The 17,326-nt window shown below is 58.1% G+C and carries 19 protein-coding genes; 13 read left to right on the top strand and 6 right to left on the bottom strand.

Annotated features, from left to right (window positions below):
* Positions 1-3 precede the first annotated feature (3 nt).
* The 3 genes from modA to AC6ROY_RS04670 all read left to right on the top strand — a co-directional run bounded on the left by modA (position 4) and on the right by AC6ROY_RS04670 (position 2,320).
* Entirely contained in the window at positions 4-849 is an 846-nt protein-coding gene (gene modA / locus AC6ROY_RS04680; RefSeq protein ID WP_500098865.1) for a molybdate ABC transporter substrate-binding protein, read from the top strand.
* Positions 846-1,523, top strand: a complete 678-nt coding sequence (gene modB, locus AC6ROY_RS04675; protein WP_500098864.1) for a molybdate ABC transporter permease subunit — start codon at positions 846-848, stop codon at positions 1,521-1,523. The genes modA and modB overlap by 4 nt, the downstream gene beginning before the upstream one ends.
* A gap of 476 nt (positions 1,524-1,999) precedes the next feature.
* Positions 2,000-2,320, top strand: coding sequence for a hypothetical protein (locus tag AC6ROY_RS04670; protein WP_500098863.1), 321 nt, complete (start codon positions 2,000-2,002; stop codon positions 2,318-2,320).
* Positions 2,321-2,504: 184 nt separating this feature from the next.
* Here AC6ROY_RS04670 and nrdD read toward each other — a convergent pair whose 3' ends face one another.
* The 4 genes from nrdD to AC6ROY_RS04650 form a co-directional block, all read right to left on the bottom strand.
* On the bottom strand, positions 2,505-3,752 hold the full coding sequence (gene nrdD, locus AC6ROY_RS04665; protein ID WP_500098916.1) for an anaerobic ribonucleoside-triphosphate reductase: 1,248 nt from the start codon (positions 3,750-3,752) through the stop codon (positions 2,505-2,507).
* Positions 3,753-3,914: 162 nt separating this feature from the next.
* Positions 3,915-4,223 carry a metal-sulfur cluster assembly factor gene (locus AC6ROY_RS04660; protein WP_500098862.1) on the bottom strand — a complete coding sequence of 103 codons (309 nt, stop codon included), beginning with the start codon at positions 4,221-4,223 and terminating at the stop codon, positions 3,915-3,917.
* A gap of 23 nt (positions 4,224-4,246) precedes the next feature.
* On the bottom strand, positions 4,247-5,479 hold the full coding sequence (locus AC6ROY_RS04655) for a hypothetical protein (RefSeq protein ID WP_500098861.1): 1,233 nt from the start codon (positions 5,477-5,479) through the stop codon (positions 4,247-4,249).
* Positions 5,479-6,162 (bottom strand): DUF2249 domain-containing protein, encoded by a 684-nt coding sequence (locus AC6ROY_RS04650; RefSeq protein ID WP_500098860.1) that lies wholly within the window; start codon positions 6,160-6,162, stop codon positions 5,479-5,481. The genes AC6ROY_RS04655 and AC6ROY_RS04650 overlap by 1 nt, the downstream gene beginning before the upstream one ends.
* A 280-nt stretch (positions 6,163-6,442) precedes the next feature.
* On the opposite strand from AC6ROY_RS04650, the gene lpdD reads away from it, so the two are divergent.
* Positions 6,443-6,967, top strand: coding sequence for a prenylated flavin chaperone LpdD (lpdD, locus tag AC6ROY_RS04645; RefSeq protein ID WP_500098859.1), 525 nt, complete (start codon positions 6,443-6,445; stop codon positions 6,965-6,967).
* Positions 6,939-8,078, top strand: a complete 1,140-nt coding sequence (locus tag AC6ROY_RS04640) for a TIGR04053 family radical SAM/SPASM domain-containing protein (RefSeq protein WP_500098858.1) — start codon at positions 6,939-6,941, stop codon at positions 8,076-8,078. The genes lpdD and AC6ROY_RS04640 overlap by 29 nt, the downstream gene beginning before the upstream one ends.
* Positions 8,079-8,134: 56 nt before the next feature.
* On the opposite strand, the gene AC6ROY_RS04635 is transcribed toward AC6ROY_RS04640, so the two are convergent.
* Together AC6ROY_RS04635 and hcp are read right to left on the bottom strand one after the other, a co-directional pair.
* Positions 8,135-8,821, bottom strand: a complete 687-nt coding sequence (locus tag AC6ROY_RS04635) for a Crp/Fnr family transcriptional regulator (RefSeq protein ID WP_500098857.1) — start codon at positions 8,819-8,821, stop codon at positions 8,135-8,137.
* A 195-nt stretch (positions 8,822-9,016) separates the two neighbouring features.
* Positions 9,017-10,309: a hydroxylamine reductase gene (gene hcp / locus AC6ROY_RS04630; protein ID WP_500098856.1), complete on the bottom strand. Its 1,293-nt coding sequence runs from the start codon at positions 10,307-10,309 to the stop codon at positions 9,017-9,019.
* A 255-nt stretch (positions 10,310-10,564) separates the two neighbouring features.
* On the opposite strand from hcp, the gene AC6ROY_RS04625 reads away from it, so the two are divergent.
* The 8 genes from AC6ROY_RS04625 (at position 10,565) to AC6ROY_RS04590 (ending at position 17,316) form a co-directional block, all read left to right on the top strand.
* The gene (locus AC6ROY_RS04625) at positions 10,565-10,729 is read left to right on the top strand and encodes a hypothetical protein (RefSeq protein ID WP_500098855.1); all 165 of its coding nucleotides are present in this window, start codon (positions 10,565-10,567) and stop codon (positions 10,727-10,729) included.
* Positions 10,730-10,819: 90 nt separating this feature from the next.
* Positions 10,820-12,253, top strand: coding sequence for a protoporphyrinogen oxidase (hemG, locus tag AC6ROY_RS04620; protein WP_500098854.1), 1,434 nt, complete (start codon positions 10,820-10,822; stop codon positions 12,251-12,253).
* Positions 12,254-12,283: 30 nt separating this feature from the next.
* Positions 12,284-12,994, top strand: coding sequence for an iron-sulfur cluster repair di-iron protein (ric, locus tag AC6ROY_RS04615; protein ID WP_500098853.1), 711 nt, complete (start codon positions 12,284-12,286; stop codon positions 12,992-12,994).
* Positions 12,995-13,026: 32 nt separating this feature from the next.
* Positions 13,027-13,224, top strand: a complete 198-nt coding sequence (locus AC6ROY_RS04610; protein ID WP_500098852.1) for a hypothetical protein — start codon at positions 13,027-13,029, stop codon at positions 13,222-13,224.
* A gap of 14 nt (positions 13,225-13,238) precedes the next feature.
* The gene (locus tag AC6ROY_RS04605; RefSeq protein WP_500098851.1) at positions 13,239-13,382 is read left to right on the top strand and encodes a hypothetical protein; all 144 of its coding nucleotides are present in this window, start codon (positions 13,239-13,241) and stop codon (positions 13,380-13,382) included.
* 160 nt (positions 13,383-13,542) lie between these two features.
* The gene (locus AC6ROY_RS04600; RefSeq protein WP_500098850.1) at positions 13,543-14,583 is read left to right on the top strand and encodes a hypothetical protein; all 1,041 of its coding nucleotides are present in this window, start codon (positions 13,543-13,545) and stop codon (positions 14,581-14,583) included.
* On the top strand, positions 14,570-16,750 hold the full coding sequence (locus tag AC6ROY_RS04595) for a molybdopterin oxidoreductase family protein (RefSeq protein WP_500098849.1): 2,181 nt from the start codon (positions 14,570-14,572) through the stop codon (positions 16,748-16,750). The genes AC6ROY_RS04600 and AC6ROY_RS04595 overlap by 14 nt, the downstream gene beginning before the upstream one ends.
* Positions 16,747-17,316: a 4Fe-4S dicluster domain-containing protein gene (locus tag AC6ROY_RS04590; RefSeq protein WP_500098848.1), complete on the top strand. Its 570-nt coding sequence runs from the start codon at positions 16,747-16,749 to the stop codon at positions 17,314-17,316. The genes AC6ROY_RS04595 and AC6ROY_RS04590 overlap by 4 nt, the downstream gene beginning before the upstream one ends.
* Positions 17,317-17,326 lie beyond the last annotated feature (10 nt).

Below are 17,326 nucleotides of genomic sequence, written 5' to 3'. Positions count from 1 at the left end.
GATATGTTCAAGTTGGTTAAAAAGAAAGCTGTTTTGTATACGCTGTTGTCGATGTCCTTGCTGCTGGCGGCGTGCGGCACGAAAGCGGAGCCGCAGACGACGCCTGCGGCCGGTACACCCGCTCCGCCTGCGGCGAGCCAAGCGGTAGCGGAGAAGGTCGAGCTGACGATCTCTGCGGCTGCGAGCTTGACCGATGCGCTGAATGAGCTGAAAACGAAATACGAGGCGGCTCATGGCGGCGTAAAGCTGACCTTCAACTACGGCGCTTCCGGTACGCTGCAGCAGCAGATCGAGCAGGGCGCTCCTGCCGACCTGTTTCTGTCCGCAGCCGTCAAAAATATGAAGGCGCTGACGGACAAGCAGCTGATTGACCCGGCGCAATCGAAAAACTTGCTGGCCAATGAGCTGATGGCGGTCGTACCGGCCGATTCGAAGCTTACGATCGCTAACGAGCAGGATTTGAAGAAGGCCGATGTGAAGAAAATTGCGGTCGGTATTCCGGAAAGCGTGCCTGCGGGCAGCTACACGAAGGAATCGTTGACGAAGCTGAATCTGTGGGACGGGCTGCAGGACAAGATGGTGCAGGCGAAGGATGTGCGGCAAGTGCTGCAATACGTGGAGACGGGCAACGTAGACGCTGGCTTTGTGTACAAAACGGATGCGATTTCGACGCCCAAGGTGAAAATTGCGTTTGCCTCCGACTCGTCCAGCTACACAGCTGTCAACTATCCGATCGGGATCGTGAAGGCGACCAAGCATGCGAAGGAAGCTGGCGATCTATACGCCTTCCTGCAGACAAAGGACGCGCTTGATATATTCGTCAAATACGGCTTCTCTGTAGCGAAATGATGACGGAAGCAATCCAGTGGGCGGAGCTGTGGCCGCCGCTGCGGCTGTCCTTGCAGGTCACACTGCTCGCCAGCGTGCTGACGGCGGCGCTCGGGATGGCGGCGGCCTGGTGGATGTCCAAAAGCAAGATTCGCGGCAAGGTAGTGATTGAAACGGTATTTATGCTGCCGCTTGTGCTGCCGCCAACCGTTATCGGGTTTCTGCTGCTTGTGCTGCTGGGACGAAAAAGCCAGATCGGGCAGCTGATTGAGTGGCTGTTCAAGCAGCAGCTTGTCTTTTCGTGGTGGGCGGCCGTCATTGCGGCTGTAGTCGTCGCTTTCCCGCTTGTGTACCAGACGATGAAGGTCGGCTTCGACAGCGTGGACCGCGATCTGGAGCAGGCGGCCCGCTCCATCGGGGCGAATGAGTGGCAGGTGGTGCGGTTTGTCACGCTGCCGCTTGTCTCCCGCTCGCTCGTGACGGCTTATATTCTCGGCTTTGCGCGCGGTCTGGGCGAATTCGGGGCAACGCTGATGATTGCGGGCAATATTCCGGGTAAAACCCAGACGATTCCTACGGCCATTTATGTCGCGGTCGATGCAGGCAACTTGCCGATGGCGTGGGCGTGGACGATTTGTATGATTGTGTTGTCTTTCTTGCTGCTGCTCGTCAGCGGTCGCGTGAAGCGGTCCTGACGGGGAGGAAGCCAACTAGAAGTCCAAGTCCAGCGATAGCCGTTCCAGTTGAATAGTGAGATCCCTTGTTTCTGGCAGTTTCCTTGCGATTCGGCCAGAGGCGGGGTTTGCTGTCGTCTTATAATGGAATTATTTATATTTTTGTGAAATGTTTAACAAAATCAGGCGCGGCTTTCGTGCCTGCTTACAATGTTGCGGCAGAGGGGACACCCGCATTTCAAGGATAAAAAGCAGGTTGAACCTTGGAGGAGGAATTCATTTGAATAGGTTATTCGCTAATCGTTCAGGCAACAAGCTGCTTGCTATGCTGGTCACGATGCTGCTTGCCGTTGTGCTGACGGTTACAGGGCATTCGGCCGGAGCAGGCCGCTTATGCGGGGCCAAACACAACCAGCTCCATCGACGTCTACCTGGATGGCGCCTCGACGCCTGTCGGCACGATTACCAGCTCGGCTATTACCGGCGCAGGTACTGGCGTGTATGGCTATCGCGAATATTCGGGCAGACGCAACAACGGGTTCGCAGGCTACTATGGAACGTACGGCGCTCCGCTCGAAGGGCTGTTAAATGATGCGTTGGTCGCTACCGGCTATGCGGCGGCTGACTTGACGAAGGTTTCGTTTACGTCGCCGGTCGGACCGAACTTTACTCGCACGTTCTGCAGCCCGCAGGCGCAGCTGTTCACGAACCGCAATGCTTATTCGGATCTGGATGCGGTCAGCCCGACGATCACGGCGGTTCCGGCCACGCTGTCAACGACATCCGGCGCTTGCACGGAGGCGCACTACGGCTATTAGAACCTTCGAAGTCGCAGAAAAGAAAATGGAGACAGTTGGTCGGAAAATCCGGGGCTGAACCCGGCTGTCCTGCGGGGAGAAAGCTCGATGAACCGGTGAAGCCGCTGCCGCTGCTTCTTAGGTTACCCGCAGGCGGAGCCTATGATTTTGGGCAATGCCCCCGTCCCGCCGCCGCCGCCCAGCCTCACGGCCGGGCAGCTGCCTCCAGCGGTTCTGCCGGGAGAGACAGCTCCGCTTCCTTCAGCCGCTTGCGAAGGTTCCAGTCGAAGCGCCGGGCGTTGCTCCAGAAGTTATGCTCGCCGGTGTAATACCCGGCTTCGTCGACCTTCAGCCGTCGGCGCGCAATCATCCGCACATAACCGATGACCCGGCTGAAGGTGGCCAGATCGTCGCTGGCGCAGACGGGGCAGGCGTCCAGATTTTTGCCGTCCTCGGCTACAATTTGCTGACCGCAGCTCAGGCAGCTGGTCAAGGTGGGCGTCAGCGTCAAATATTGAATCGGCTTGTCGAAGATGCTCTTCAAGTAACCGGCCAGACGCTCCGGCGGCAGCTTGCTTTCCAGAAAATGGTGCAGAATGCTGCCCGACGTGGCATACGCCTGAAACTCCGCGCTGTTTTCGATTTGCCGCAGGAAATCGTCCTCGCTGAAGGGCAGCATGCAGCCTGAGGTCAAATACACATCGTCGCCAGCACCTTGGACGAAGATGTCCCGGCCGTGGCGCTTCCCCCAGCGCACATCATGGCGCGCGAGCTGAATCGCCGCATTTTCGCCCGGCGCGTATTCGATCCCGCATGCGACCTGATCCCGTACAATAAACCGGTGAATCACCTCGGTCATAAATTGCATCATCCGATGGGCCAACTGCTGGCCCTCCGGGTTATTTAACCCGTCTGCGATGCCCGCATTGATCAGTCCCTCATGCATGCCCGTTACCGCAAACACATTAAAATAGTTGGACAAATTACGATTTAACGCGAAGAAGGTCGGGTACAGCTCTTTGTTTCGCTCGATCCACTGCCGTTTGGCCATATGTCCCTGCTGCATCAGCTCCAGCAGCTCCTCCAGCCGAGGGAATCGCCGCGCTTCGACCGGACCGTATTCCATCAGCACCCTGTTCAAATTTATGTTCAGCACCTGGACAGCGCCGGTGGAGTCGGTGGAGCTGCCGAAAATGCCGCTGCCAACTCCTGACAGGACAGACAGATCAATTTGCAGGCGGCAGCACAAGCTGCGGCTTACCTCCGGGTCGCGCGGCTTGATGTACGGATTAAGCAGCCGGTAATGCTCGCGCTCGAACGGAGCGGTCCGGAAATTTTCGAAGTAGACGCCGCCCCAGAGGTACATGCCGTCCAGCAGGTCGAGGAACAGCGGGTTGCTGTAGTCGAAGGCGTCATCAATCGGCACCGTCATCAGCGGAAATGTAAACGGCAGCCCCGTTCCAGCTGTGGATCAGCAGCGAAATAGTTGTCGTTGATGATCATAAACCAACATCTAGTATTTGTGAAGTGACGGATCTCACAGGATGCTGCAAGCCGCCTGGCTGCCCATGTTCCTTGACGGCTTCGTGAGACGACTGCGGTCGAAGCCGCTGTACTAGCGGTAGCCGAGCTGCGCCCGCGCCTCGGACGACATATAGGCGGGAGTCCAGGCCGGTTCCCACACGAGCTGGACCTCGACAGACCGGGCGTTCGTCTGCTGCTCCAGCACGTAGCGGACGCCTCCGACAATCGTGTCATGCAGCGGGCAGCCGGGTGTCGTCAAGGTCATGCGGACAACAAGCTTTTCTCCCGTATGCTCAATGCCGTAGATCAAGCCAAGGTCCACAATGTTAATGCCCAGCTCCGGATCAAAAACTTGCCGCAACAGCTGACGAATCTGAGCTTCGGTTTCGGCGTGCGTCATGTCACATTCCTCCTTGGGATCGGTTATCGTTTGAATACAAACGCAATCATCGCAATATAAACGAGCGAGCTGAGCGAGAAGGCAACGCCGCCAGTCCAGACGACGGGCTGTGCACGAAGCCCCAGTCCCGCAAACAGCAGCAGCAGGGAGCAGGCGATAACGCCAAGCGCCCAGTGAACCGCACGTTCGTTAAGCAGTCCGGCCATCGTCGGAACGCCGGGCTTGCCCGCCTGCGGACCGTATTTGTGTGTCCACCACAGAAACGGCACGATTTTGGACATGTACCCCAAAATCGTGAACGCCACCCAACCGGCCATATACACCCAGCCGACCAGCGTTACGGTGTCGGTTGCAAGCAGCGCCTGCGGTTTTGCAGCGGTGTAGAGCAGCAGGCCGATCACAAACACAAGCAGCAGCTGGCTGCTGTAGACGGACCAGGCGATGCCGCTGCCCGGTGTGCGTTTGTGCCGATGCTTGCGGATGTTCAGGATATGCAGGTTGTATGCAGTCAAGGCCAGCGCCAGCAGCAGCAAAGCGGTCCATATTCCCCAGAAGCCCCAATCCAGCAGAAAGGCGACGGCGCCCAGCAGGACACTGGCATTCCACAACAGGAGAGTGACTGTCTGCAGCCGTGTTGGAAAGCCGTGCGCCAAGTAAAACATGGGCAGCATTTTATAGCTGAACCCTGTAATGAGCAGTCCGAACCAGCCTAGCATGCCGAGCCAGATGTGCGCGCCGAACAGCCGTTCATGCAGCGTATTCCACGCTCCCAGCGCAAAATTCAATCCCATCGCCATCCCGGACAGTCCCGTCAGCACGAGGCAAAGGATCGCGCAAGCCGCGCTGATCGTAATGGCATTCCACTGCGCTGCCCGGAGCAGCGTAACGCCGAGGTTCCAGGCAAATAGCAAAATGCCGATCAGAGCCAGCGTGCCGAATGCCGCAATCCAGACGACCTTCCCGCTTCCAAAGCCGTAAAGCAGCCCGGCCACCCCGGCCGTAAAGCAGCCGTAATGCACATAAGCCAGCCGTTCGCTGTATAGCTGCGATTGCAGGATGACATGGATCAGCTGGTATACTGCCCCCATCGCAACGATCGTCGCCCAGCCTAAAATAAGCAGATGCGCATGCAGCCAGCCCGCTGGACCGCGTGGATAGTCGGTGATCCAACCTGCCAGCGACACAAGCGAGGAGCCATGAAACAGCATAAATCCGACAATGCCGGTGACGATAAACAAAAATGGCAGGCGGAACATCAGCTTATACCCAAGGCAGGCTTGCGGATGGTCACTTGCGCCGAGCCATCCGGCTGGTTGGCGATTTCGTACAGGCAGCCGAGATTGTTTAACTCCTCAATCAGGAACACCGGCACGCGGTCATTATGAATGATGACGGTATCGCCGGGACGGCATTTCTCCAGCGCGCTCAGTGTACGAATCATCGGCTGCGGCGGCTCCAGCCCGCGATTATCCAGCCGGATTACCTTGGCATCGCTTGCGGCAGGGGCGGCAGCGGCAGGCGTGTCGGTTGGGCTGGCAACAGCAGAAGGCGTGTCGGCAGCAGTGGCAGACGTGTCAGTTGTATCAGCAGCCGTCAGAAAGTCCGGCTGGCACTGGCCTTTCGGCTGGGCCGCCGCGTCTGCTTCGGTCGGCGTGTATGGCGGCTGGGCAGCGTCTGCCGATTCCAGCCATGCTTTGTGTTTTTTATGGACGAAGGTCACCGTCCAATGCTCGGCGGCCAACTGCTCGACTTTGGACGCATAACCTTTCATTTTCATAATGCCCAGCAGCGGGGAAGGCTTGAAGGTGGCGTGGAGCACAAAGATATCATCCATTTCCAGCGATTTGACATGATCCATAATGAGCTGGAACGGCTCTGCCTTCTGGCGTAAATAAGGACGAACATCAAGTTCAACAGTCCGGGCAGCTTGGGAAGCCATGGACGTTCACCTCCTGCAGAAATAGCTTGCATGCTCATTATACGGTACGGTCACGCCTGACTTTGTGACGGACATCACAAGCGGCGGCAGGAAGCTGTGTCTTCTTTGCGGCAAGCGGCTTGCGTGAGGTGACGCCGGTCATAGTCCGTACAGGAGGACTGCGTTAGAATGAAACGAGTTAGAATTCAATGAGAGTGATGAGCCCGATGCGAGCAGGCAGGGGGCATGCTGGGTGAGGAGGGAAGATAAGCTCATGACGGAGTCAAGCAGCAGGCCAGACATGGACAAACAGAGAGAGGCGGCCTTAGATGAGCGGCATCTCGCGGGCGAGCGGAGAAATGCAGCCATTCAGATCCGGGTGCTGCCGATGGGTGAGGATCGGGTATTTCTCGTCACGGGCGGCGTGGCGCATCTTGGAGCGGCATCGCTGGCCTGGCCGGGAGCAGACGCGGTCGGCACGCATGGCACGGGTCAGTCGGAAGCGGAAACGGTCGGCACATATGAGGCTGGTCGGACCGATGCAGATGCAAGGACTGCACAGGCTGTCGTCCCCGCTGCGAGCTGCGCAGGCGTGATTGTACCCGGACATCGCGAAGGCGAGCTGGCTGATGAGCTGGCGGCGCTGGCGGCGCAGACGCTCGGGATAACAGCCGCCGTGTTGATTGGCATTCATCTCGATCAGCCGACTCGCGCCGAGATCGAAGCCATTGTCGCAGAAGCCAGATGGGAAATGGCTCGGGTATTGCAAACGATGAAACGACAAGGAGGCTCTGACCATGCTGCATCGCAAGGAACGGGATTATAACGAAAATCCGTTTATCGTCATCTGGGAGGTGACCCGCGCCTGCGCGCTGAAATGCTTGCATTGCCGGGCGGAGGCACAGGTTCGCGCCGATCCGCGGCAGTTGACATTTGAAGAAGGGAAAAGGCTGATCGACGATATCGCGGAGCTGGAGCGGCCGCTGTTTGTATTTACCGGGGGTGATCCGCTGATGCGTCCCGATCTGTTCGAGCTGGCGCGATATGCCATTGAGGAGAAGCAGCTGCCGGTGTCGATGACACCCAGTGCTACGCCCCGTGTGACACGTGAAGCGGTGCGTCGGGCCAAGGAGGTCGGCTTGTCGCGCTGGGCGTTCAGTCTGGATGGCTCCTGCGCGGACATTCATGATCATTTTCGCGGAACGCGGGGCTCGTATGAGGTGACGATGCGAGGCATTTCGTATTTGCAGGAGCTGGGGATACCGCTTCAGGTGAACACTACCGTATCCCGTTACAACCTGGGCGATCTGGAGGCGATTGCAGAGAAGGTGAAGGAGCTGGGCGTCGTGCTGTGGAGTGTCTTTTTCCTTGTGCCGACGGGGCGGGGGATGGAGCAGGATATGATTACGGCGGAGCAGCATGAGGAGGTCATGCGCTGGCTGTGCCAGCTCCAGTCCATTATGCCGTATAGTGTGAAGGCGACGGAAGCGCCGCATTACCGGCGTGTTTTTGTGCAGCAGCAGCGTTTGCGGGCGGCAGCGGCGGGGGCTGGGCCCGCGTTATCCGGCGCATCCGGCGGCTTCGCGGCGGGAAAACGGGCCGATCTGCTGGGGCGCGCGCCCAAAGGGGTAAACGACGGAGACGGCTTTGTGTTCATCACCCACACGGGCGATGTGTATCCTAGCGGCTTCCTGCCGGTCGCCTGCGGCAACGTGCGGGAGCAGCGGCTGCCGGACATTTACCGCCATGCGCCGGTCATGCGCCAGCTTCGCGACAGGTCGCTGCTCAAGGGCAAGTGCGGCGTCTGCGAGTTCAAGTCGCTGTGTGGCGGCTCCCGGGCCCGGGCGTACGCGACAACGGGCGATTACCTGGAAAGCGACCCGTACTGCGCCTATACGCCGCAGGCTTGGAAAGCCGAGCGGTCTTCGGGATACTAGAGGAATTCAACGTGGCTGTTTCATCTGTCCAGCGCTCCCCGCTCATCACCATCGCTTTATTTGCTGCCCCAAGCCTTCAACGCGTCATAGTTGAGAATCGTAAAGCTGCTGCGCTTGGGCAGCACAACACCTTCCTTGCGCAGCTGGCTGAACAGCCGGTTGACGGTTTCGCGGGTCGTGCCGATCGCGCCGGCCAGCTCCTGATTGGTCATATGCGTCTCCACATGAATGCAGCCGTCCTTGACGGTGCCGTAATTTTCAGCCAGCTTGAGCAGAAAGGCGATCCCCCGGTCCTGCACGTCCTGGCCGGTAAGGTCCTGCAGCTTTTGCTGCAGCTCGCGAATTTTGTAGCTCATCATCCGCATCAGCTTGGTCGAAATAGCCGGCGTGCTGGTGATCAGCTGCTCGAAGGCATGGACGGGGATCGCCAGCAGCTGGGTGTCCAAAATCGCTTCGGCGGTAGCCGGGTAAGGATTCGGATTAAAAAAGCCGGTATGGGGGAACATGTCCCCGGTCCGTAGAAATGACACGATATGCTCGTGTCCGTTTTCGTCGGTTTTATAGGTTTTGACCAGCCCGTCCTGAATGAAAAATACCGCTTCCTTTTCGCTGCCTTCCGTAAAGATAGCGGTCCGCTTCCGGTACGAGCGATGGATCGCCAAGTCCCAGATGCGCGTCAGCTCCTCCGGCGTCAGATCGTGAAACAGCGGAACCTGCTGCAGCAGCTCGATTTTTTGTTTCATTGAGGCCACTCCCTTTCGGCTGACAAAAAATCCCCCCAAAGCTTTGGAAGCGCCTTGGAGGGACTAAAGCCCGTTTATTTTATTGTAGGAGAGCAGCCGTGCAGCCGTCTGTGATAAATATTACTGCGTCGTTTGAACCGCGCTTTATCCGTGACGTTCCCGGTACGACGCAGGTACTACGCAATCCTTCCGCGCTTAGTGCAGCGCCAGCATCGTCGCCATATCCTCCTGCGCATTGCCGATCAGCTTTAATCCGAAGTTTTGCACCAATACATCCAGCACGCCCTGCGAAATAAATTCAGGAGCCTTCGGTCCGATCCGGATATCCTGGATGCCGAGGCTGAACAGTCCGAGCAGGATGGCGACCGCCTTTTGCTCGAACCAGGACAAGACGATGCTCACCGGCAGGTCGTTGACGCTGCATTCGAAGGCGTCGGCCAGCGCCAGCGCGATTTTGACCGTGGAGCCGGAGTTGTTGCATTGACCGAGATCAATGTACCGCGGGATGCCGGTATCGCCGACCGTGCCGTAGTCTACATCATTGAAGCGGAACTTCCCGCACGAGGTCGTCAAAATAACGGTGTCGTTCGGCAGCGATGTCGCCAGCTCGCGGTAATATTCGCCTTCCTTACCCGGCGCGTCACAGCCTGCGATGACGAAAAACCGTTTGATTTTCCCAGCCTTGACCGCCGCGATAATTTCGGGAGCCAGCCCGATAACCGTTTCGTGATGGTAGCCGGTAATCAGCGTTTGCTCGGATTCCATATCGGCATCCGGCAGCTCCAAGGCTCTTGCGATCAGCGGAGCAAAGTCTTCCCCGTTAATTTTCATTACGCCCTCCAGCCCGGCAACCTCGTACGAGAAAAACCGGTCGGCGTACGAGCCCTTGATCGGCATGACACAGTTGGTGGTCGCCAAAATCGCTCCCTGGAATTTCTCGAACAACCGGCGCTGGTCATACCAGGCCTTCCCGATATTGCCCTTCAGATGCGCGTATTTCTTGAGCTGCGGATAGCCGTGGGCAGGCAGCATCTCGGAGTGGGTATAAATGTTGATGCCAGTGCCCTCCGTTTGCTTCAACAGCTCCTCCAGCGCGTACAAGTTGTGGCCGGTAACAACGATCGCTTTGCCTTCGACTTTGTTTTGCGACACCTTGACCGGCTGCGGCACGCCGAAATGCGTCGTATGCGCGCGGTCCAGAACGTCCATAATTTTGACGGCGGCCGAGCCGACCTTCATCGCCATTTCAATATGCTCATTTAAGTTGAAGTTGGAATTGGTAAGTGTCATATACAGCGCTTCGTGAGTGATGCGGTCCACATCCGGATCGGTGTAGCCAAGCTGGCGGGCATGAGTCGCATACGCTGCAATTCCCTTGAGCGCAAAGATCATCGTATCCTGCAAGCTTGCGATTGTTTCATCTTTACCGCATACACCGATCACTTTACAGCCGCCGCTTGGCGTCTGTTCACATTGATAACAAAACATTCGGTTCGCCTCCATTGCTTCGTTCGATTTCGTCTACAGTCCCTACAGTAGCAGGTGGGCGAGAGGTGAAATGTGATGTGTGTCATAGTAAGTGAAAAATTTTTACGCGTACTGTTCCTATGACGGGCATCACATTCCGGGGCGTCCGATTATGGTACGTTAAGGCGTGTCAAGCGTGACAGAACTGAAAGGAGCGCCGGGCAATCGCGTCTGACAGGATTGCTTGCGCGAACAATTCGGATGATACGACCTGCGATGTCCAGCGCGGACTGGATTCCCTCGCGCTTCAATGTGGAAACGACTACTGACCTGAACGAGCTGTTGGTCTACAACAGCTACACGGAGCAGGCGCGGCAGATGTGCGGCAGACTTTCGGATGAGGAGGAGATGGAACGATGCATATCGTACGACCAGCGGTAACCCCCGCGCAAGCGACCCAATCGGGGATATTGACCAAGTCATTGCCGGGCAGTCTCAAGTAGACGTGTGCAGAGAAAGGGGACGGTCACGATGAACAAGCCGCCTAAGCGGATCGTGGTCATCGGCGGCGGGATCACCGGTTTAAGCGCCGCTTATTATATGAAGAAACAGGCTGCGCAGCAATCGCAGCCCGTTGAGCTGACGATTATCGAGAGGAGCGGGCAGCTCGGCGGAAAAATTCGCACCCTCCATCGCGACGGCTGTGTCATCGAGCAGGGCCCGGATTCCTTTATGGCGCGCAAGCTGCCCATTATTGAACTGACCCGGGAGCTGGGGCTGGACGCGGAATGGCGGACGACCAACCCGCAGGCGCGCGCCAGCTATATTGTGCATAAGGGCCGGCTGCGCCCGATGCCGCCCGGGCTGGCGCTCGGGGTGCCGACGCGGCTGACGCCGTTTATCGGCACCGGTCTGATCTCGCCGCTGGGCAAAGCCCGCGCGGCGCTGGATTTGCTGCTGCCGCGCAGACAGGCCAGCGGCGACGAATCGCTCGGTTCCTTTATCGAGCGAAGGCTTGGCCGGGAGGTGCTGGAACAAATCACCGAGCCGCTGCTGGCAGGCATTTACGCCGGAGATATGCGAGCGCTGAGCGTACAGGCGACCTTCCCGCAGTTTCATGAGCTGGAGCGGCGGCATCGGAGCCTCATTCGCGGCATGCTGGCCGGCAAGGCGCATGTGCAGGCGAGCCGTGAGCTGCCGGAGATCGCGCGGAACAACTTGTTTCTCACGGTGCAGGGCGGGCTTGGCTCACTCGTTGACCGTCTGGTCCAGGCGCTGCAGCCGCTGCCGGTCATGACCGGGCAAGGGGTGTCGGCGATTACGCGTTTGCCGTCGGGCTACCGGCTGCGGCTGGAGCGGGGCGGCGAGCTGGAGGCCGAAGGGCTGATTTTGGCCGTGCCCGCGTTTGCGGCGGCCGAGCTGCTGCCGGGAACGGCTGCGGCCCGCAAGCTGGAGCGTATTCCGTACGTGTCGGTCGCCAACATCGCCCTTGCGTTTCGGCGCAGCGACATCACCTGTCCGCTCGACGGGTCGGGGTTTGTCGTGCCCCGCCGGGAGGGGCGGATGATCACCGCCTGTACATGGACTTCCTCCAAATGGCTGCATACGGCGTCGGGCGACAAGGTGTTGCTCCGGGCGTATATCGGCCGTGCGGGGGCGCAGGAGTGGGTCCGGCTAACGGATCGGCAATTGCTGTCCCATGTACGAGAGGAGCTGCAGGACCTGATGGGCATTACGGCAGAGCCTTTATTTACCGAGCTGACCCGCTGGCCGGACTCGATGCCCCAGTATCCGGTCGGACATCTGCAGCAGCTGGAGCAGGTGCGGGAGGAGCTGCGAACCGATTGGCCGGGCGTCGCGTTATGCGGCGCGGGCTACCAGGGGGTCGGCATCCCCGATTGCATCCGGCAGGGCAAGTCGGCCGCCGAGCTTCTGCTCGCCTATGTCAGCAGTTCGACAAAGTAAGCAACCAACCAACCTTCGGAGGTGCGAACGATGAGTCATGTATTTAACGGAGAAGAGCATGTAGGCCAAATTGTTACGGTGTTTCCGGGTTCCAGCAACTTGTTCAAGGAGTTTCAGATTGATTTTTGCTGCGGCGGCAACCGCTCGCTTGTCTCGGTGCTGCAGCAGAAGGAGCTGGAGGCAGAGCCTTTTATCCAGCGCCTGAACGAGATGGTGGAAGCGGCGGAGCGGAACAAGGATCAGAGCATCGATTGGCGCGAGAAGTCGTCCGCCGAGCTGATCGACCATGTCGTGAGCACGCATCACGCCTATTTGCAGAAGGAGCTGCCGCTGCTGAGCGAGTTCACGACCAAAATCCTGCGCGTACACGGGCCGTCGCAAGGTGAAGTGCTGACTCGGCTTCATACGCTGTTTCATCAGATGAAAATGGAGCTGGAGCAGCATCTGATCGCGGAGGAAGAGGTCGTCTTTCCGTTAATTCGCGCATACGAGGCGGCTCCGTCCGACGAGCTGCGGCAACGGCTGGCAGACGCCATTGGCCAGCTGGAAGGCGAGCATAGCGGGGTGGGCGAGCTGCTGCGGGAAATGCGGGCGGTCACCCAAGACTACTTGCTGCCGGTGGGCGCTTGCCGGACGTATACGATTACGTTCCACAAGCTGGATGAGCTGGAGTCTGACCTGTTCCGCCATATTCATCTGGAAAACAATATTTTGTTCCTGCGCTACAGCGCTGCCCAATAAGCGGACCCGCCGGTCCAGAGGAGGCTTTTACGATGAATCCATCCTTTTTTCCATGCGGAGGTCATGGCCACGAGGGCGGCGCGGAGGTCGTCTTATGCCCGCCGCTTGCACGGCTGAAGGAAGATCATATCCCGCTGACGCAAATGATGACCTCGATTCGCGAAGCTGCGGAAGCGATTGGAGCAGACCCGGCCGTTGCGGCGTGGACGCCGCCGCTGCGTATCTTGTAGAAGCGGTATCCATCTTGACCAGCCATTTTATGAAGGAAGAGGTCATTTTGTTTCCGATGGCCGAGCAGCTGCTGACGGACGATGAGAAGGCTTTACTGACACGGATATTTGCGGAGCTGGAGAAGCCGGCTTCGAGTGCGCCCGGGACTGCGGGTTGACTCAAAGGAGTTACCCTACACTTTTCCTTGCGCAGCGAGGAGAAGTGTATTCTTTTGAACACGGCCGGAGGTTTCCTGAAAATCGTGAGATACGTCACATCCGGCGTCAGGCCGGGATGGTTTAATGAACATGTCAATCAACGGCGAAGGAGAACTCACTATGGATCGGATATTCGCATCAAAATTCGCGAAGATGGTTTTTCTGACACTGGTTTGCCTGCTGGCTCTGGTGTATGTCGGAACGCGGATGTTCACACATATCGACTTGGCGCTCTATGGATATATGGTGGGGACGACGGTATTTATTTGCGGATTTTATTACCGCTTCATCGCCTGGGCCGAGCGGCCGCCGACTAAAATTATTATGAAAAAGGGCTTGCAGCTGCTGTTCCGGCGCAGTACGCCTCAGACGGCAGCCGAGCATCTGGCCACGTACCGGTTCGTCTGGAACCGCGGCTTCTACCGCTGGACGCAGCATATTTTGCTCGGCTGGGGCTGCCTGATGTCATGTATGGTGACGTTCCCGCTGGTGTTTGGCTGGATGTACTTCACGATGGACGATAACGGCATGTACAACGTCGTCGCCTTCAGCATCGACATCATGCGGGTGAAAGCGGACGGCTGGATCGCCTTCCTGTTCTACAACGCGCTGAACATTACGGCGTTTATGGTCATCGCAGGGGGCTGCATGGCGCTGTACCGCCGGCTCAAAAATATGCAGGCGCGTGCCGAGCAAAGCTTCGTCTACGACTTTCTGCCGATTTACATGCTGCTGTTTATCAGCGTCACCGGGCTGCTGCTTACCTTCAGCAACATGGTTCTGCACGGCTGGGGACAACCCGTGATGTCGCTCGTCCACCAATGGTCGGTTATAATCACGATGATTTATGTTCCGTTCGGCAAGCTGGCGCATATCCCGTTCCGTCCGATGAGCGTGCTCGCCAAAAACTACCGGCAGCATTACGGCCAGCAGGCGATGAAGTCGTGTCAGGTATGCAGCACCGGGTTCGTCTCCGCCGAGCAATCGCAGGATGTGATTGACGTGCTGAAGCTCAACGGCATCAACTTCAAGATGGAAGAGGGCTTCCATCTGGCCGAGCTTTGTCTGCCCTGCCGGCGCAAATACCGGATGTCGCGGTTTACAGGTATCGCCACTCATGAAATTAAAGTGAGGGAGGCCAATCAAATTGCTAAAGGATAACGGAGTTCGAGTTATTGCCAACAAGCTGCATCCAAAGGAACGATTGGTTCCGACCCACTGTGCGTATTGCGGCATGCAATGCGGGATGAATCTCCGGGTAGATACGGATAAAAATTCAATCATCGGCGTCGAGCCGCGTTATGACTGGCCGGTAACGCTCGGCAAAATGTGTCCGAAGGGGGTTACGGCGTACCAGCAGACGAATCACGGCGACCGGCTGCTTCGACCGCTGATCCGGGATGACGCGTCGAAGAAGGGCACGAAGGAAGGCTTCCGCGAGGCAAGCTGGGAGGAAGCGTACGCGCTGATCGCCCGCCGGTTCAAGGAGCTGCAGACCGAATACGGCAAGGATGCGGTGTCGGTATTCAGCGGCGTGTCCATGACGAACGAAAAATGCTACCTGACCGGCAAGTTCGCCCGTGTGGCCTTGCAAACGCGGTATATCGACTACAATGGCCGGTTCTGTATGTCCAGCGCGGCAGCAGGCTTCCTACGTTCCTTTGGTGTAGACCGCGGCTCAACCTTGCCCTGGACGGACATCCACCAGACGGATTGCTTGTTTATCGCAGGCAGCAATACGGCGGAATGCCATCCGACCTCGATGTTCCGGGTGTGGGAGGTGCAGAACCGCGGCGGCTATCTGATCGTAGCCGACCCGCGCGAGACGCCGATTGCAAGAAGAGCGGATGTGCATCTGGATCTTCGGCCGGGGACGGACCTGGCGCTTGCCAACTGCATGGTGAATTTGCTCATTCAGAACGGCCATGCCGATGAAGCGTTTATGCGCGAGTCGACGACCGGGCTGGAGGAAACGCTGGAGGTTGTCAAGGCATTCACGCCTGAATATACAAGTGAAATTACCGGCGTTGCGCCGGAGAAGCTCATCAAGGCTGCCGAAATTTACGGCAAAGCGTCAAATGCGATCGTTCTGTTCGCCCGCGGCATCGAGCAGCAGCATAAGGGCGCGGACAATGTGTCGGGCTACACCAACATGGCGCTGGTCACCGGTAAAATCGGCCGGCCGAAGTCCGGCGTCGCCACCTTTACTGGACAAGGCAACGGACAGGGCGGACGCGAACACGGACAGAAGTCCGACCTGCTGCCGGGCTACCGCAAAATTACAAATCCGAAGCACGTCAAGGAAGTGTGCAGCGTCTGGGGCATTACGCCCGAGGAGATGCCGGGTCCAGGCGTATCGGCGTATGAAATGTTCGAGCTGATGACGGACAAGACGATCCGCGCGATGTACCTGCTTTGCTCCAATCCGGCCGTATCCGCGCCGAATCTGAACTATGTCCGCGCTGCGCTCAAGGGGCTGGACTTCATGGTATGCGCCGACTTCTACTTGTCCGAATCCGCTGAATTTGCGGACGTGGTGCTGCCTTCGGTCACCTGGTCCGAGGATGAAGGCACGGTCACCAATCTGGAGGGCCGGATCATCAAGATCAACAAGGCGCAGGAGCCGATTGGCGAGTCCAAGCCGGATTGGCTGATCCAGGTGGAGCTGGCCGAGCATCTGGGCCGGGGGCAATATTTCCGGCATTTGCAGACCGCGCGGCAAGTAGCGGACGAGTTCCGGCTTGCATCCAAGGGCGGTTATGCCGACTATTACGGCGCAACGTGGGATAAGATCGACAAGCAGCAGGGTGTTTTCTGGCCATGCCGGGACGAGGCCGATCCTGGCACGCCGTACATGTTTCTGGACAAAAAGTTTTACCATCCGGACAGCAAGGCGAAAATTTGCGCGCTGCCTTACCGCCCGCCGGCTGAGGAGCCGTGCGAGCAGTATCCGCTGCGGATGACGACCGGCCGGGTTGTGTACCATTACTTGTCCGGCAACCAAACCCGGCGCATCCCGTTTCTGCGCGACATGTGCCCGGAGCCGTTCCTGGAGGTGCACCCTGAGAAGGCGCAGGAATACGGCATCGAGCATGATGAGGTCGTTCGCCTGTATACGCGTCGGGGCGAAGCGCTTTACAAGGTGAAAATTACCGAGGCGATCCGCAAGGACACCGTATTTGTGCCGTATCACTTCGGCCATGAGCAGTCGATCAACCTGCTGACGATCGCGGCGCTTGACCCGATGTCCAGAATGCCGGAGTTCAAGGCGTGCGCAGCCCAGATCGAGAAGCTGGCAAGCATCAGGAAAGAGGTGGCAGCTACGTGAAACAACTTCTGTATATCGAAATGGACAATTGCATCGGCTGCCGCAGCTGTCTCGCAGCCTGCACGCAATGCGGCGGCCATGACCAGCGCAACCGCAACTACGTATACGATGTGAACCCGCTGGTGAATCGGCAGACGATCCCGCTGATGTGTCTCCATTGCGTCAATCCGGCCTGCGCCCGCAGCTGCCCGGCCCAGGCGATCCAGATTACGCCGGAGGGCGCGGTGCTGTCGGCGCTCGTCGAGAAATGCATCGGCTGCCAAAACTGCACCATCGCTTGCCCGTACGGCATTCCGAAGTTTGATGAAGAGCAAAATTTGATGTACAAATGCGATCTGTGCTACGACCGGATCAAAGACGGCATTCCGCCGATGTGCGCATCGGTGTGCCCGACCAACACGCTGCAGTGGATTACCGAGGATGAGCTGGCGGCGAAGCAGGAGCAGCACCGGCTGGGCAAGTGGGTAGCCAGTCACCAGCCGCTTGATCCGCTGGAAGGGGAAACGAATGTGAAAATCAGTCTTCCCGGCATTCTGCAAGGGAAACAAAAGCTGTTTTCGGTATAACAAGGGCTGT

It is taken from the genome of Paenibacillus sp. sg306046 (assembly GCF_059821225.1).
Note: the sequence above shows the minus strand (reverse complement) of the source record. Positions and strands in the feature narration are given on the sequence as shown.

What these genes read in the sequence shown, in the direction of transcription:
- AC6ROY_RS04625 (WP_500098855.1), top strand. Translation starts at nt 10,565, where the DNA reads ATGTCCAGCGCGGACTGGATTCCCTCGCGCTTCAATGTGGAAACGACT.
- AC6ROY_RS04635 (WP_500098857.1), bottom strand. Translation starts at nt 8,821, where the DNA reads ATGAAACAAAAAATCGAGCTGCTGCAGCAGGTTCCGCTGTTTCACGAT.
- AC6ROY_RS04660 (WP_500098862.1), bottom strand. Translation starts at nt 4,223, where the DNA reads ATGACGCACGCCGAAACCGAAGCTCAGATTCGTCAGCTGTTGCGGCAA.
- lpdD (WP_500098859.1), top strand. Translation starts at nt 6,443, where the DNA reads ATGGACAAACAGAGAGAGGCGGCCTTAGATGAGCGGCATCTCGCGGGC.
- AC6ROY_RS04640 (WP_500098858.1), top strand. Translation starts at nt 6,939, where the DNA reads ATGCTGCATCGCAAGGAACGGGATTATAACGAAAATCCGTTTATCGTC.
- hcp (WP_500098856.1), bottom strand. Translation starts at nt 10,309, where the DNA reads ATGTTTTGTTATCAATGTGAACAGACGCCAAGCGGCGGCTGTAAAGTG.
- hemG (WP_500098854.1), top strand. Translation starts at nt 10,820, where the DNA reads ATGAACAAGCCGCCTAAGCGGATCGTGGTCATCGGCGGCGGGATCACC.
- AC6ROY_RS04650 (WP_500098860.1), bottom strand. Translation starts at nt 6,162, where the DNA reads ATGGCTTCCCAAGCTGCCCGGACTGTTGAACTTGATGTTCGTCCTTAT.
- AC6ROY_RS04610 (WP_500098852.1), top strand. Translation starts at nt 13,027, where the DNA reads ATGAATCCATCCTTTTTTCCATGCGGAGGTCATGGCCACGAGGGCGGC.
- modA (WP_500098865.1), top strand. Translation starts at nt 4, where the DNA reads ATGTTCAAGTTGGTTAAAAAGAAAGCTGTTTTGTATACGCTGTTGTCG.
- AC6ROY_RS04600 (WP_500098850.1), top strand. Translation starts at nt 13,543, where the DNA reads ATGGATCGGATATTCGCATCAAAATTCGCGAAGATGGTTTTTCTGACA.
- modB (WP_500098864.1), top strand. Translation starts at nt 846, where the DNA reads ATGATGACGGAAGCAATCCAGTGGGCGGAGCTGTGGCCGCCGCTGCGG.
- AC6ROY_RS04655 (WP_500098861.1), bottom strand. Translation starts at nt 5,479, where the DNA reads ATGTTCCGCCTGCCATTTTTGTTTATCGTCACCGGCATTGTCGGATTT.
- ric (WP_500098853.1), top strand. Translation starts at nt 12,284, where the DNA reads ATGAGTCATGTATTTAACGGAGAAGAGCATGTAGGCCAAATTGTTACG.